This window comes from Aeromonas sp. MR16, from assembly GCF_022549315.1.
In the GTDB taxonomy this organism is placed as follows: Bacteria; Pseudomonadota; Gammaproteobacteria; order Enterobacterales; family Aeromonadaceae; genus Aeromonas; species Aeromonas aquatica.
This window is the reverse complement of sequence record NZ_JAKZFK010000006.1, coordinates 18,447-32,340: the sequence shown is the minus strand read 5'-3', so window position 1 is coordinate 32,340 and position 13,894 is coordinate 18,447. Positions and strand designations below refer to the sequence as shown.

The window sequence follows — 13,894 nt, the reverse complement described above, 5'->3', positions numbered from 1 at the left end:
GTGAATGCATTTCGTTTCAACAAGATAGATAACTATGGCGGTGTAGATAATGGAGGTTCAGATGATTGCAATGGTAACGGGTGCCTCGTCCGGCTTCGGTGAGGCGATCAGTCGCCTGCTGGTGAGCGCGGGCTACCGGGTGATAGGCACGGGTCGACGCGCCGAGCGGCTGGCCGCCCTGGCCGAGGAGCTGGGCGCCGGCTTCCTGCCGCTGGTGTTCGACGTGCAGGACAAGGCCGCCACCAAGGCCGCCATCGAGGGCCTGCCGGCTGCGTGGCAAGAGGTGGATCTGCTGGTCAACAACGCCGGCCTGGCGCTCGGGCTCGAGCCCGCCCACAAGGCGGATCTGGAGGACTGGGAGCAGATGATCGCCACCAACGTCAGCGGTCTGACCCTGCTCACCCGCCTGCTGCTGCCGGGCATGGTCGAACGCAATCGCGGTCACGTGATCAACATCGGTTCCATCGCCGGCACCTACCCCTACCCGGGCGGCAACGTCTACGGCGCTACCAAGGCGTTCGTGAAGCAGTTCAGCCTGAACCTGCGGGCCGATCTGGCGGGCAGCGCGGTGCGCGTCACCAACCTGGAGCCGGGCCTGTGCGGCGGCACCGAGTTCTCCAACGTGCGCTTCCATGGGGACGACGCCAAGGCGGCCACCGTCTATCAGGGGGTGCAGGCGATCCAGCCGGAAGACATCGCCAACACAGTGCTCTGGGTCAGCCAGCAGCCCGCCCACGTCAACATCAACAGCATCGAGATCATGCCGGTGGCCCAGACCTTCGGCCCGCTCAATATCAGCCGTCGCTGAGTTCTGCGCCCTGCCGAAACGAGAAGAGGCACCCCGGGGTGCCTCTTTGTTTTGATGGGCCCTACAGGCTCATGATCTTCTTGAACTCCTCCTCCGAGTATTTCTTCTCAGTGCTCTTGGTGAGATCCGTCATCAGCTTGTAGCGCAGCTCTTTCGCCAGCTGATAGTTCTGCTCCAGCTGACCGTAGGAGTAGTCGGCCGCCAGTTGCAGCGCCGTGGCCTTGTCGCTGGCGTAGGTCTGCTTGAGGGTCTTGTCCAGTACCGCCACCTCCTTGTAGAACTTCTCGCTCTGCTTGCCCCAGACCCCGCGCAGCAGCGGCAGGTACTTGTCCGGATTGGTGTTGGCCAGCGCGGTCAGGCTGCGGAACTGCCAGTAGGCGGAATCATCCGAGTAGCTGTCACTGCCGCTGCGATAGGGCAGGGGGTAGGTTTCCAGGCTGTGGTAGAGCGGTACCATCACCGACTCGGCCAGCACGCCGTAGCTCTGCCAGATGAGGCCCTGCAACTCCTTGGGCATCTCCTTGCGCAGCTGGATGATGTGGGACTCGAGCTGCCTGTCGATGCGAATGGGCCGCTCCGCCTTGTCCGCCAGCGCCGTGCCCTCATAGGTGGCGCTGAGCAGTTTGGTCACGTCCGGCACCGTGATGGGGGCATCCGGTTTCATGAACAGCGGGTACTGCGCCTGGCGGGTGGGCTGCTTGTGGGAGGCGCTCAGCAGTTGCTGGCCGAGCCACTCCCTGTCCACGTTGTAGGGATCGGCGATGACCCCGAACGCCTTGGCGAAGTTGAAGTCCTTGGGGTCGGCGTTATCCAGCAGCTTGTGCTCACGCACGAACTCCAGCAGCTTGGGGGAGTGCAACACCTGGCTGTCGTCCAGGTTCACCCCGTGGATGCGCAGGCCGTTGGCGACCATGGCGTAGCTGTCGTCCGGCACCCGCACCGCTATCCAGTGGTGGCCAGAGCCTATCTCCATCAACCAGGCCTCGTTCACGTCCGCCAGATAGAGGCTATTGCCCTCCCCGGCGCCATGGGTCTCCACATAGTGGCCGAGCAGCTCGACCCCCTCTTTCGCGCTCTTGGCCTGGGGCAGGATCAGGGTGGGGATGATGGCTTCTATGATCCCTTTTTCGATCAGCGGATCCGCTTTCTGGGCCTTGTCGTTGACCTCGGCACTGGTGGTGGCGGAGAGGGCGACGTTGTACTCGTTGATGCCGCGCTCCTCGTAATACTTGCCGGCGGGATCGCTGGTGGCGGCATCCCAGTCACGGATGGAGGAGTAGGCGAGGAAGGCCTTGGGCATGGGTACCTCCAGGCCATTGCCCAGTTTCCATAGCTTGCCCTCGTTCTGCTGGGCCGGGTGGAAGGCGAGGTACTTGTTCCAGTTGTTGATGCCGAAGTCTTCGTTTCTGGCGATCATGATGCTGCCATCCGCGCTGGCGCCCTTGCCGACGATGAGGCCGGTGCAGGCGTCGGCACTGGTGCCAAGCAGGCTGAGCAGGGTAGCGGAGAGGAGACTCAAGGTGTGTTTTTTCATTATTGTGCCTGAAGCTGTGAGGTGAGTGTGAGTCAGGGGAGGGGATGAGAGGCGGATCGCCGCAGGCCGGGTGCGGCACTGCATTGATGCCGAAGAATGGGTCTGCATGTTATTGATATTTCAAACATATCATCCACAATACTGCGTCCTGACCAGATTGTGCGCTGGCATGGTATGCCTCCATGGTTGTTTATTTTGTGATCTACCGTTCATTCCTGTGTTTAGTTCGGCAAAAGAAAAGATGGTTGGTGGCATCTGTGGTTGCTGGGTGCAGAGGCAGAATAATGATGGGGAAGTCGGCGGGAGTGTGCTGACAAGTTGGCCTGCTACTTGCTGAGCCCTGACCATGGCGGGGAGTCTGTCCCCGATTTCCGGCTCGGCCGGCAGCTTGGAGTCCCCATGGATATCAAACCCTACACCCAGCAACTCGCCCAGAGTGCATCCTATAGCCGTGCCCTGGCGACCCTCAGCGGCGACGATAGCCAGCAGGGCGGCGGCTGGGATCAGCAGGTCAGCCTCTCCAGCCAGGTGCTGACCGGCAAGGCGCAGCAGGTGCTGACTTACGAACATCTGGCCAGGAGCGGCAAGAGCGCGAGCCAGAGTGGCGGCGCCAATAATGCGCTGGTGCAGCAGCTGGTGGACAAGGCGCTGGGCTTCGATCGCAAGAAATTTGACGATCTCGAGAGTCAGATCAAGAGCGTGGCCGACAACAAACAGTTGTCGAGCGAGGAGCGGGAGCAGCAGACCAAGGCCCTGACCGAGCAGCGCGACGCCATGCTCAAGGCGGCCATGGACAAGCTCACCGGCAAGAAATCGGAAGAGAAGATCGCCTAGCGCCGCGAGTCAGGCCCAAACGGCAATCTTGAACGTCATGGAGGCAAGGGATTGCCCCTGGGGCTGGCGAGAGAGTGGCAAGGCAGGGGGACGAAGCAGGGAGGGCTGGCCCTCCCTGTGGATGTTGAAGGGCGAGGGCCTTATTTCTGTTCCGGCACTATTCCGATGCCGATGGCGGTGGTCTGGACCGCCTTGATCTGATCCCCCTTGGCGATCAGGGCGAACTGCGCCGGATCCTTCACCTTGAGGGTGAGGGTCTTGTCCACGCCCTTGACCCTGATGCTCTGCTGCGCCTTGTCGACGTCGATGACGTCCGCATAGATGATCACCTGCATGCCGGCTCCGGCGCCCGGTTTATCCCCCGCGGCGGCCTTGCTCCCCTCGACCTCCACTACCCGTTTTCTCACCCCGGCGGTGCCCTTGAGCAGCTCCAGATCCAGCAGTTGCAGGTAGCGCAGCGCCACCTCGTCCCCCACCTTGAGGTTCTGCAGATTGGTCACCTCGTCGCCGGCGACGATATCGAAGACCTGGCCTTCGGCATTCTTCAGGCTGACCTTGCGGGTCGCGGTGTCGATGGCGGTGATGGTCGCCTTGGCCGTCACCTCTTCCGCCAGGCTGGCCTGGCCGGGGGCGATCGCCACATTGGTGGCCACCTCGGCGGCGTACACCAGGGCGGTGGGGGAGAGGCTGAGCAGACCGGCGATCCATGCGTGTTTCAGTTTCATAATTGAGACCCTGTGGCTGGGAGATGGCACCTCGTCAGAGGCGCCTCGATGGCGAAACGGCGTTGGCGCCATGATGATGGGGAGGGGCTGTGCCGCCTCCTCCCAGTGACACCATAGCAAAGTCACACCCGAGAACCTCATACCGAATGCCTGACCACCCCATTTTGGTAGCCCGCTCCCGTTTTTTGACCTCCCGCGAGTGCGGGCGCACAATCCTTCTGCATGCATTCAACCGAGGGCTCTGCCGTGTACAACTTCCAATATGCCAATCCCACCCGCATCTGTTTCGGGGAGGGCCAGATAGCCAGCCTGCCGGAGCTTATCCCGAGCGGCAGTCGCCTGCTGGTGCTCTACGGCGGTGGCAGCATCAAGACAAACGGGGTCTATCAGCAGCTGTGTGACGCCCTGGCTGGCCTGGATTGGCAGGAGTTCCCCGGTATCGGCGCCAACCCCCAATACGATCAGCTGATGGAGGCGGTGGCCCTGGTGAAGCGCGAGCGCATCGACTTCCTGCTGGCGGTCGGTGGTGGCTCTGTAGTGGATGGCACCAAGTTCGTGGCCGCCGCCGCCTGTTTCGAGGGGGAGGATCCCTGGGACCTGCTGCTGCACAAGACGCCGGTCAAGGCGGCGCTGCCCCTTGGCTGCGTGCTGACCCTGCCCGCCACCGGCTCCGAGAGCAATCCCGCCGCCGTGGTGAGCCGGGGGGATGCCAAGCTCTCCTTCATGAGCCCGCAGGTGCTGCCGCAATTTGCGGTGCTGGATCCCACCACCACTTACAGCCTGCCGACGCGCCAGATTGGCAATGGGGTGGTGGATGCCTTCGTCCACATCATCGAGCAGTACCTCACCTTCCCGGTGGGTGGCGAGGTGCAGGACAGGCTGGCGGAAGGCTTGCTGCAGGTGCTGGTGGACAACGGGCCCAGGGCGCTGAAGGAGCCCACCAACTATCAGGTGCGGGCCAACCTGATGTGGGCCGCCAGCCTGGCGCTCAACGGCCTCATCGGCCGTGGGGTGCCCCAGGACTGGTCCACCCACGCCATCGGCCATCAGCTGACCGCCCTCTATGGGCTGGATCATGCCCAGAGCCTGGCGGTGGTGCTGCCCTCCTTGCTGCGGGAGCAGGCCGCCCAGAAGCAGGAGAAGCTGGCCCAGTTTGCCGAGCGGGTCTGGCACTCCAGCCGGGAGGACAGGGCACTGCGCATCGAGGAGGCGATTATCCGCACCGAGCAGTTCTTCCAGCAGATGGGGGTGGGCACCCGCCTCGTCGACTATGGCCTGACGGAGAGCAGCATCCCGGCGATCTGCTCCAACCTCAAGCGCTTCGGCCTGACTTCGCTCGGGGAGCAGCAGGACATAGATCCGGACAAGGTCGCCAGGATCCTCTCCCACGCGCTGTGATCCCTGCGTTCTGTGCTCCAACCTCAAGCGCTTCGGCCTAACTTCGCTCGGGGAGCAGCAGGACATAGATCCGGACAAGGTCGCCAGGATCCTCTCCCACGCGCTGTGATCTTCAGGATCTGGCCTGAACGCAAAACGCCCCGATTGTCGGGGCGTTTTGCATTCCAGGGCACGGGCAGTCGATCAGGCGCTCTGATCCAGCTCGCGCTCCAGGGCGGCCGCCTTCTGGCGGGCCGGATGGGTATTAAGGCGTTCCCAGTAGCTCTTAAGGTGCGGGAACTGGGCCAGCTGACCGCTCTGGGCCAGCAGATCCACCAGGAAGGAGTTCATGATGTCGGCGCCGGAGAGGCGATCCCCCACCAGATAGTGGCGGCTGGCCAGCACCTCATTGAGATAGCCCAGTACCTTGGCGCACTCCGCCTTGGCGTAACCCGGCAGGAAGCGCATCGGGCTGCCATCCTTGCGCACGAACATGTCCAGCAGCAGCGGCAAGATGCCGGAGCTTTCGGCGAAGTGGATCCATTGCAGGTACTCGGGGTAGTCGGGGCTGTCGGTGGCTGGCGCCAGCCGCTCCGGGGCGTGGCGGGCGATCAGGTACTCGGTGATGGCGCCGGACTCCGCCAGCACCCGGCCGTCGAACTCGATGACGGGTGACTTGCCGAGGGGGTGGATGGCCTTGAGCTCGGGGGGCGCCAGGAAGCTGGTGGCGTTGCGCTGGTAGGCCTTGATCTGGTAGGGCAGGCCCAGCTCTTCGAGCAGCCAGATGATGCGTTGGGAGCGGGACTTGTTCAGGTGGTGCAGGACTATCATGGGAACCTCAATGGGTGGCGGAAACGGCTGATACGCGCTGGCGTGGTGACTGGTTCATCGGCAGGCAAAAAAGAGCGGGCAGATGCCCGCTCTGTGCTGACTCAGGCCTCCAGCGCCTGATCCAGATCCGCCAGTATGTCCTCGATGGCTTCGATCCCCACCGACAGCCGGATCATCTCCGGCTTGACCCCGGCCCTGGCTTGCTCCGCCTCGCTCAGCTGGCGGTGGGTGGTGGAGGCGGGGTGGCAGGCCAGGGACTTGGCGTCGCCGATATTGACCAGCCGCTTGAAGATCTTGAGGGCGTCGTAGAAGCGGACCCCGGCCTCATACCCTTCCTTCAGACCGAAGGAGAGGATGGCCGAGGGGCGGCCGCCCATGTACTTCTCCGCCAGCGGGTAGTGGGGATGGCCCGGCAGGCCGGCGTAGCTGACCCAGGCCACCTTGGGGTGACCTTTAAGGTGATGGGCGACCCGCAGGGCGTTGTCCACGTGGCGCTCCATGCGCAGGCTCAGAGTTTCCAGCCCCTGCAGCAGCAGGAAGGCGTTCATGGGGGCCAGCGCCGCCCCTGTGTTGCGCAGGGGCACTGTGCGCACCCGGCCGATGAAGGCCGCCGGGCCGAAGGCTTCCGTATAGACAACCCCGTGGTAGGAGGGCTCCGGCTGGGTGAGTTGGGGGAAGCGCGCGGGGTGATCCGCCCAGGGGAACTTGCCCGAGTCGACGATGACACCGCCGAGGGAGTTGCCGTGGCCGCCCACGTACTTGGTGAGGCTGTGCACCACTATGTCGGCGCCGTGTTCGATGGGTTTGCACAGCACAGGGGTGGCGACGGTATTGTCGACGATGAGCGGCACGCCGCGGGCGTGGGCCACCTTGGCGAAGGCCGCCAGATCGACGATGTTGCCCGCCGGGTTGCCGATGCTCTCGCAATAGACCGCCTTGGTCTTGTCGTCGATGAGGGCGGCGATGGCCTCGGCGCTGTCATCCGCGGCGAAGCGCACCTCGACCCCGAAGCTCGGCAGCATGTGGGCGAACAATGTGTAGGTGCCGCCATAGAGCTGGGGGGTGGAGACGATATTGTCGCCGGCGGCGGTCAGCGCCTGGATGGCGTAGGTGATGGCGGCGGAACCCGCCGAGACCACCAGCCCGGCGATGCCCCCCTCGAGGGCGGCCATCCGTTGTTCCAGCACGTCGTTGGTGGGATTCATGATGCGGGTGTAGATGTTGCCAGGCACCGCCAGGTTGAACAGATCCGCCCCGTGCTGGGCGCTGTCGAACTCGTAGGCCACCGTCTGGTAGATGGGCACGGCCACAGCCTTGGTGGCGGGATCGTGGGAAAAGCCGTGGTGCAGGGCCAGGGTCGCATCTTTCATCACACACTCCTTGTTGGACGTCGTCGCCATTATGGATGGATAGACGTCCAATCTAGCAGGCCCTACGCCGATGTAAACCACCCAATCCGGCAAAGCATTGTCAGGGGCTTGCAGTGATCCTGCGGCGCCCTTCCCTGCCCGGAGTCCTGGCCCAATCAGAGGCGGCGGCGATACTCCCTGTCGTCTATCTGGTGCATGTCCCACTGCATCAGGCGGTTGAGCTGGGCCATGGGATCCTCGACTGACGGCAACGGGCGGGGCAGGATCCGCTGGAAGTAACGGCGCAGGGTTTGCTGGATCTGGCTCGGTTTGGGGGAAGATGCTTGGCTCATGATGGTGCTCCTGTGAGGTTGTGCTCATGTTCGACAACAGTATTGAGCTAAAATGAGGAAGTAAAAACTGACGACTTCTCTACCAAGGATTTCCTCTTTTATGCCGACCGGTCGCCTCCATCAGCAATTTCAACGACTCGCCCAACAGCTGGGTGCCGACGAGCGAGATCTCAGCCTCGCCGAGGTGGCCGAATTGCTGTGCTGCACCCCGCGCAACGCCCGTCTGTTGCTGCGCCGCATGCAGGATCAGGGCTGGCTCAGCTGGTCCGCCGAGGCGGGGCGGGGGCGCCGCTCCCGGCTGACTCTGCTCGACAACCAGGAGAACCTGACCCGGCGCCGACTGCGGGATCTGCTGCAACAGGGGCTGCTGACCCAGGCGGTGCGGGTGGCGGAGGGGCGGCTGGACTTGCTCACCCCGCTGCTCATCGAGCAGCTCGGCCAGGCCACCCGGGCGGGGCGCCAGATCCTGCGGGTGCCCTACTACCGCCCGCTGCCCCGGCTGCTGCCCACGGATCCCTTGCGCCGCTCCGAAATCCACCTGAGCCGCCAAATCTTCAACGGCCTGACTAGGCGAAATGAGGAAAATGGGGAAATCGAGGGGGATCTCGCCCACCACTGGGAGCGGCTCGGCCCCTGCCACTGGCGCTTCTATCTGCGGCCGGCGGTGCGCTTTCACCACGGCCGCGAGCTGGGGGTGGAGGACGTGATGGAGAGCCTGCTGGCCCTGCGCGAGCGGCCGCTGTTCGCCCATCTCGTGCGGCTGGAGAGCCCCTGGCCACGAACCCTGGACTTGCATCTCGACAGCCCGGATCCCTGGTTGCTCCACCTGCTGGCCGAACCGGTGGCGGCCGTGCTGCCCCGGGAGCTGAAGGGGGAACCGGGCTTTGCCCTGCAACCCGTGGGCACGGGCCCCTACCAGGTGACCACCAACGATCCTCTGCACCTGTGCCTCAGTGCCTTCGACGACTACTTCGGCCTGCGCGCCCTGCTCGACGAGATCGACATCTGGATGTTGCCCGAGCTGGCGGAGCGGCTGGAGAGCCACCTGCAGCTTGGCCATGACAACCCCGAGCTCGGCACCATGCGCGGCGAGTCCGAGCTCGAGTCTGGCTGCTACTTCCTGCTGCAGGACGACAGATCCCCCGTCCTGCAGGATCCGGCCCTGCGCCAGTGGCTGGCGACCCTGCTCAACCCCATCGCCCTGATGGCGCGGGTCGCCCCCGAGCTGCAACGGGGCTGGACCAGCGCCCTCGGCTTGCTGCCCCACTGGCGCGAGCCCCTGCCGACCCCGCACCCGGCTCCGGTGCAGTTGCCGACCCGGCTGGTGCTGGCCTGCTTCAACCAGCATCTGGAGTTCAACGAGTGCGCCGGCGCCATGGCCAGCCTGTTGGCAGAGCAGGGCATCCGGCTGGAGGTACGCTCTCTGGATTACGACCGCTGGGTGAGCGGGGAGGATGAGGACGTGGATCTCTGGCTCGGCACCCTCAACCTGGAACACGAGCAGGCGTTCGCCCCCTATGCCTGGTTGCTGGGCACGCCGTTGCTGCAGCGGGTATGGGGTCGCCAGCCCGGGTTGTGGCAGGGATTGACGCAGTGGCGCGCCGGCGGCGCCGAGCCGGGACCGCGCGCCCTGCTGGCCGAGGTGCAGCGTCAGCACTGGTTTGTGCCGCTGTTTCACCACTGGCTGGAGCTGGAGAGCCGGGTCGGCGTGCACGGGGTGCGCATGACGGCCCTCGGCTGGTTCGATTTTCGCAGCGCCTGGTTAAAACCCGAACAGGGGACCCAAGCGCCGGAAAGCGGAGCTCGCTCCCACCCGGACGCCGGGACGCTTGAGTCGTAGCGGTTGGCGCGCTAGCCTGTGCGCGGTCCCACGACAAGGAGTCGAATAGCCATGCTGGAAATGCAGATCCAACCCCGTTTTCAAGAGACAGATGCCCTAGGCCACATCAACAACACTGTGCCGGCGGTCTGGTTCGAGTCGGCCCGGGATCCCCTGTTTCGTCTCTTCTCCCCCGAGCTGGATGTGCATGACTGGCATCTGATCATCGCGGGCTATGGGGTGCAGTTCAAACGGGAGCTGTTTTACGGTCAGCAGGTATCGATCAAGACCGGAGTGCGCCGTATCGGCACCAGCTCCTTCACGGCCTGGCAGGAGGCCTGGCAGGGCGGCGAGCTGGCCGTCACCGCCGAGACGACCCTGATCCATTTTGACTACCGGACCCGCCAATCCCGTCCCCTGAGCGAGACTCACCGGGAGGGGCTGCGGGCCTGGTTGGTAGAGAGTTAATCCTGGCCCGCGGGCCCATCACAGGACACTTATGCGCAATACCCTGATCGCTTTGACCCTGGGACTCTGTTCCCTGCCTTCGCTGGCCGCCACCCTGGCCGAGCAGTTCACCCTGATGGAAAAGGGGGCACAGAGTGCCCTCGACACCCGCCTGTTCAGTCACGACGGGGTGGACATCAAGGCCTGGATCGACGGCAAGCCCGTCATCATCGCCGTGCCCATCATGAATGAGCAGGGCAAGCTGGAGGGGGAGAGCCGTTACTACTTCAAGGGTGGCCAGCTGTTCGGGGTGAAAGAGCCTGCGGCCCAGTTTGCCTTCGACGACAAGGGCAGCCTGTCCCAGTGGCTGGACGACAAGGGCCAGCCAGCCGAGTTTGTCAGCAAGATGAGCATGCAGCAGCGTCAGGAGTGGCTCACCAAGCGGGCCGCCGAGCTGAGCCAGCTGTTTGTGCCGAGCCCGGCGGAGCAGAAGGCCGCCAAGGGCGTCAAGCTGAAGGGGGCCGAACTGACCCAGTGGCTGTGCAGTGGCAAGCTGATGACCCTGGCCAAGGGCGACAAGGTGCAGGTCGAGCCCCCGAAGATCAAGGTGAGCGAGCAGGGGCTGGAGGGGGAGGTTTCCCTGCGCCAGGACCAGGGCTGGCAGGATCTCTGCCTCAAGTGTGAGGTGCAGGGCACCCAGGTGACTCGCCTCACCTGGCAGCCGCTGCCGGGCGCCAACAAGCCGCAATGAGCCGGCAGGAGATGAAAAAAGGGGCCAATCTGGCCCCTTTTTTCATGGGGTTGTCCCGAGTTTTAGGCGGGTCAGGGCCTCGACCCTTCGCCATTGCTCTGGTTGAAACCAGTGGGCCAGAATTTCCTGCTGCTGCATGGCCCTGTCATCGACGGAAAGAGGGGTCAGCTCCCCTAGATAGCCCGCCAGCTGCTGGTCGAACGCCTGTCGGCTCTGATCCAGCTGGTGCAGGCGATCCACCGCCTCCTGTCCCACTTTCTCCTGCAGCACGGCGTCCCGCTCGGCCGGTGCCAGCCGGTCCAGGGTCTGCAACTCCCCCAGCAGCTGGCTGTTGGTATCGGCCTCCCTGAACCATTGGGGCTGCTCCGCCAGCCAGAGTTCCAGCTCGGTGGCCAGCCCCTGCTTGTCGGCCTCGTTCGCTTCTGCCAGCGCCTTGCGGCGCAGGGTCCACTGCTCCATCAGCCGATCCTCGGCAAACAGCTGCTCCTGCTCGGCCGGGGTGAAGCGCTGCTGGCGCAACTGCTCGCGTTCATCGAACAGCAGTTGCAGGCTGGCGAGGCCGGGATCCGTCGGCACCCTCAGGCCACCCTCGGCCTGGAGAAAGCGCTGGTAGCGGGCCATCAGCTCGTCGCCTTCCCCCGCCTCCCCCTGCTCGAGGCGCTGGGCCAGTTGATGGCGCAGCGCGCCCTGCTCGGGGGCCGCATCCAGGGAGGGCTCCGCACTGGGGCATATCGCCAGCACTCCCAGCAGCAGGGCCGGGCACAGCAGCGCCAGTATCAGCACGCTCCTGTTCATAGCCCCAGCCCCTGCAAGCGATTGGCGTGCTGGCGATAGAGGGTCAGGGGATCGGTGTCAAACAGATGGTGGATACCGAAGGACTGGTTCACCTCGTCAAGGTGGTTCATCCGGTAGCCGGTGCCTATCACCTTGCCGAGGTGGCTGCTGCACACCCCCACCAGGCCGTCATTGGGCTCGTGAAAGAAGCTGCCGGTCAGCGCCAGCGCCGGATCCACCGGATCCAGGATGTTGGTCATGTTGCCGCGCCCGCTCCAGGAGAAGTAATAGACGCCGTTGGCGGCCTGCAGCGGTCCCTCGCCACAGTAGCGGCTGGGCAATCCTTCCGGATAGCGCTGGTTGAAGCGCTGGGCGCCGGCGCTGGTCAGGGCATCGAGGGAGGCGAGGGGATCCTGCGGCAGCTTGCTACCACCGGAGAGCAGGGAGATGACGCCGGAGAGCGCCGAAGCCGCCGCCACCGCGAGCCGCTCGGTCACAGAGCCGGGTTTGACGTTGGCGCGCACCAGATCTGCTATCTCTGAGCCCTGGTTGACCCCGCCCACGCTGGTGGCGGAGGCGACCAGTTCGGGGGCGACCGAGGCCACGTAGCGAATGGTGGGGCCGCCGTGGGAGTGACCGATGAGGTTCACCTTCTCGGCCCCCGTGATGGCGAGCACCTGCTGCACCTGCTTGAGCAGCTGTTCACCGCGCAGTTCGGAACTCTGGGTGGCGGAGACCTGGGCCACGTAGACGCGGGCGCCGTCCCGGGTCAGGGCCTGGGGGATGCCGTAGAAGTAATCGACCCCGAGCAACTTGTCGAAGCCAAAGAGCCCGTGCACCAGCACTATGGGGTAACGGGTCTGGGTATAGCCTGCCGCCTGAGTCAGCATGGGCAGGGCGCACAACAGCATCAACAGCCATCTCTTCATTGTCATCATCCTTGTGTCCAAGGCTGCCAATGGGCAGCCACCGGCCTCATGCCAGTGCCATCAGCATGGTATCCGCACTCGACTGTATCTGTGGGGACGATCACTAAACTGGCCATCTCGATAAAGCACTGCCCATATGGGCAGAGGCCCGGGATTGAACTATCCCTTGTGTTCGTCCCCCAGATAAGTTAAATAATAACTATTATCACTTGGGTGATGGAGCCATGACAGCAAGCTGGGTAAAAGGGTGGGTCGGTGCCACCGAGACGGACAACAGCATGGTGCACTGGAAGCAGCAGACCCTCTGCGGCAACCGTCACTTCGATGCCGGCGAATATGCCAAGGCCCTCGACTGTTACCAGCAGGCGCTCTGGCTGGCCCGCCAGCAGTTCTCCTGCTGGCAGGATGCGGACGAGGCGGTGGCGGCACTGGTGGTGGCGCACCACAACCTGGCGGATCTGCTGGTGGCCATGACGCTGCCGGACAGGGCCGCCGACATACTGTGCCACGTGCACGACTGCCTGCTCGCCACCAGCCAGTCCCCCGCCTGCTCAGACTCGCTGCGCGCCTCCGCCTCGCGCCATAGCCACAACACCCGCACCGAGCTGCTCGCCTTCGTGCGCAAGCACGGCACCCACGACGGCATTCAACGCTGCCTCGGCCAATGCCTGTGCCAGGCCGAGCCCGCCTCCCGACTGCACTGATCACAACAGAGAGACGAACATGAGCCATACCCTGCCTGCCCTCGCCTATGCCTACGACGCACTGGAACCCCACATAGACGCGCTGACCATGGAGATCCATCACAGCCGTCACCATCAGACCTATGTCACCAACCTCAACGTCGCGCTGGAGGGGGCCCCCGAGTTTTCGGCCCTGCCGGTGGATGAGCTGCTACTGAGCTTCGACAGCCTGCCGGCCAAGGTACAGGGGGCGGTGCGCAACCACGGCGGTGGCCATGCCAACCACAGCCTGTTCTGGCAGGTGATGAGTCCGCAGGGGGGCGGCGAGCCCGGTGGCGAGTTGGCCGAGGCGATAGTGCGGGATCTGGGGGGGCTGGATGCCTTCAAGCAGGCCTTCACCCAGGCGGCGTTGAGCCGTTTCGGCAGTGGCTGGGCCTGGCTGACGGTGAACAGGGAGGGCAGGTTGCAGGTGGAGAGCAGCGCCAACCAGGACAGCCCGCTGATGCAGGGCAATGTGCCCATCCTGGGGCTGGACGTGTGGGAGCACGCCTACTACCTCAAGTATCAGAACAAGCGTCCCGACTACATCGCCGCCTTCTACAACGTCATCAACTGGCCGGAAGTGGCACGCCGCTACCGGCTGGCGCTGGCGTAAGCACCGCGCTTTGCCCCTGCCAAAA

Annotated in this window: 15 protein-coding genes; 8 read left to right on the top strand and 7 right to left on the bottom strand. The window is 64.4% G+C overall.

The genetic code is table 11. The features are described 5' to 3' along the window. Positions 1-61: 61 nt before the first annotated feature. On the top strand, positions 62-808 hold the full coding sequence (locus tag MM194_RS06700; protein ID WP_241343099.1) for an SDR family oxidoreductase: 747 nt from the start codon (positions 62-64) through the stop codon (positions 806-808). 61 nt (positions 809-869) lie between these two features. On the opposite strand, the gene MM194_RS06695 is transcribed toward MM194_RS06700, so the two are convergent. Beyond that, a complete protein-coding gene (locus MM194_RS06695) occupies positions 870-2,342 on the bottom strand; it encodes a C69 family dipeptidase (RefSeq protein ID WP_241343098.1) in 1,473 nt (490 codons plus the stop codon). Between the two features lie 399 nt (positions 2,343-2,741). Between MM194_RS06695 and MM194_RS06690 the strand changes: the two genes are divergently transcribed. Then, positions 2,742-3,176 (top strand): hypothetical protein, encoded by a 435-nt coding sequence (locus tag MM194_RS06690; RefSeq protein ID WP_033131460.1) that lies wholly within the window; start codon positions 2,742-2,744, stop codon positions 3,174-3,176. Between the two features lie 140 nt (positions 3,177-3,316). On the opposite strand, the gene MM194_RS06685 is transcribed toward MM194_RS06690, so the two are convergent. Next, a complete protein-coding gene (locus tag MM194_RS06685; protein ID WP_241343097.1) occupies positions 3,317-3,901 on the bottom strand; it encodes a hypothetical protein in 585 nt (194 codons plus the stop codon). Between the two features lie 222 nt (positions 3,902-4,123). Between MM194_RS06685 and MM194_RS06680 the strand changes: the two genes are divergently transcribed. Beyond that, complete coding sequence (locus MM194_RS06680; RefSeq protein WP_241343096.1) at positions 4,124-5,299, top strand: iron-containing alcohol dehydrogenase; 1,176 nt, start codon at positions 4,124-4,126, stop codon at positions 5,297-5,299. 183 nt (positions 5,300-5,482) lie between these two features. Here MM194_RS06680 and MM194_RS06675 read toward each other — a convergent pair whose 3' ends face one another. The 3 genes from MM194_RS06675 to MM194_RS06665 form a co-directional block, all read right to left on the bottom strand. Continuing rightward, entirely contained in the window at positions 5,483-6,109 is a 627-nt protein-coding gene (locus MM194_RS06675; protein ID WP_241343095.1) for a glutathione S-transferase family protein, read from the bottom strand. Positions 6,110-6,210: 101 nt separating this feature from the next. After that, positions 6,211-7,479 (bottom strand): aminotransferase class I/II-fold pyridoxal phosphate-dependent enzyme, encoded by a 1,269-nt coding sequence (locus MM194_RS06670; protein ID WP_241343094.1) that lies wholly within the window; start codon positions 7,477-7,479, stop codon positions 6,211-6,213. Positions 7,480-7,634: 155 nt separating this feature from the next. After that, the gene (locus tag MM194_RS06665) at positions 7,635-7,811 is read right to left on the bottom strand and encodes a hypothetical protein (protein WP_152599308.1); all 177 of its coding nucleotides are present in this window, start codon (positions 7,809-7,811) and stop codon (positions 7,635-7,637) included. Positions 7,812-7,911: 100 nt separating this feature from the next. Between MM194_RS06665 and sgrR the strand changes: the two genes are divergently transcribed. From sgrR to MM194_RS06650, 3 genes are read left to right on the top strand one after another with little or no spacing between them, the layout of a single operon-like run. Continuing rightward, positions 7,912-9,651 carry an HTH-type transcriptional regulator SgrR gene (gene sgrR / locus MM194_RS06660; RefSeq protein ID WP_241343093.1) on the top strand — a complete coding sequence of 580 codons (1,740 nt, stop codon included), beginning with the start codon at positions 7,912-7,914 and terminating at the stop codon, positions 9,649-9,651. 51 nt (positions 9,652-9,702) lie between these two features. Then, a complete protein-coding gene (locus tag MM194_RS06655) occupies positions 9,703-10,098 on the top strand; it encodes a thioesterase family protein (RefSeq protein WP_033131454.1) in 396 nt (131 codons plus the stop codon). 31 nt (positions 10,099-10,129) lie between these two features. Continuing rightward, positions 10,130-10,828 (top strand): hypothetical protein, encoded by a 699-nt coding sequence (locus MM194_RS06650; protein WP_241343092.1) that lies wholly within the window; start codon positions 10,130-10,132, stop codon positions 10,826-10,828. 42 nt (positions 10,829-10,870) lie between these two features. On the opposite strand, the gene MM194_RS06645 is transcribed toward MM194_RS06650, so the two are convergent. Beyond that, the gene (locus tag MM194_RS06645) at positions 10,871-11,623 is read right to left on the bottom strand and encodes a lipase secretion chaperone (protein WP_241343091.1); all 753 of its coding nucleotides are present in this window, start codon (positions 11,621-11,623) and stop codon (positions 10,871-10,873) included. Beyond that, positions 11,620-12,531 (bottom strand): triacylglycerol lipase, encoded by a 912-nt coding sequence (locus tag MM194_RS06640; protein WP_241343090.1) that lies wholly within the window; start codon positions 12,529-12,531, stop codon positions 11,620-11,622. The genes MM194_RS06645 and MM194_RS06640 overlap by 4 nt, the downstream gene beginning before the upstream one ends. A 278-nt stretch (positions 12,532-12,809) precedes the next feature. On the opposite strand from MM194_RS06640, the gene MM194_RS06635 reads away from it, so the two are divergent. Continuing rightward, the gene (locus tag MM194_RS06635) at positions 12,810-13,235 is read left to right on the top strand and encodes a hypothetical protein (protein ID WP_033131524.1); all 426 of its coding nucleotides are present in this window, start codon (positions 12,810-12,812) and stop codon (positions 13,233-13,235) included. 19 nt (positions 13,236-13,254) lie between these two features. After that, complete coding sequence (locus tag MM194_RS06630) at positions 13,255-13,869, top strand: superoxide dismutase (RefSeq protein ID WP_033131450.1); 615 nt, start codon at positions 13,255-13,257, stop codon at positions 13,867-13,869. The last annotated feature ends 25 nt before the right edge of the window (positions 13,870-13,894 follow it).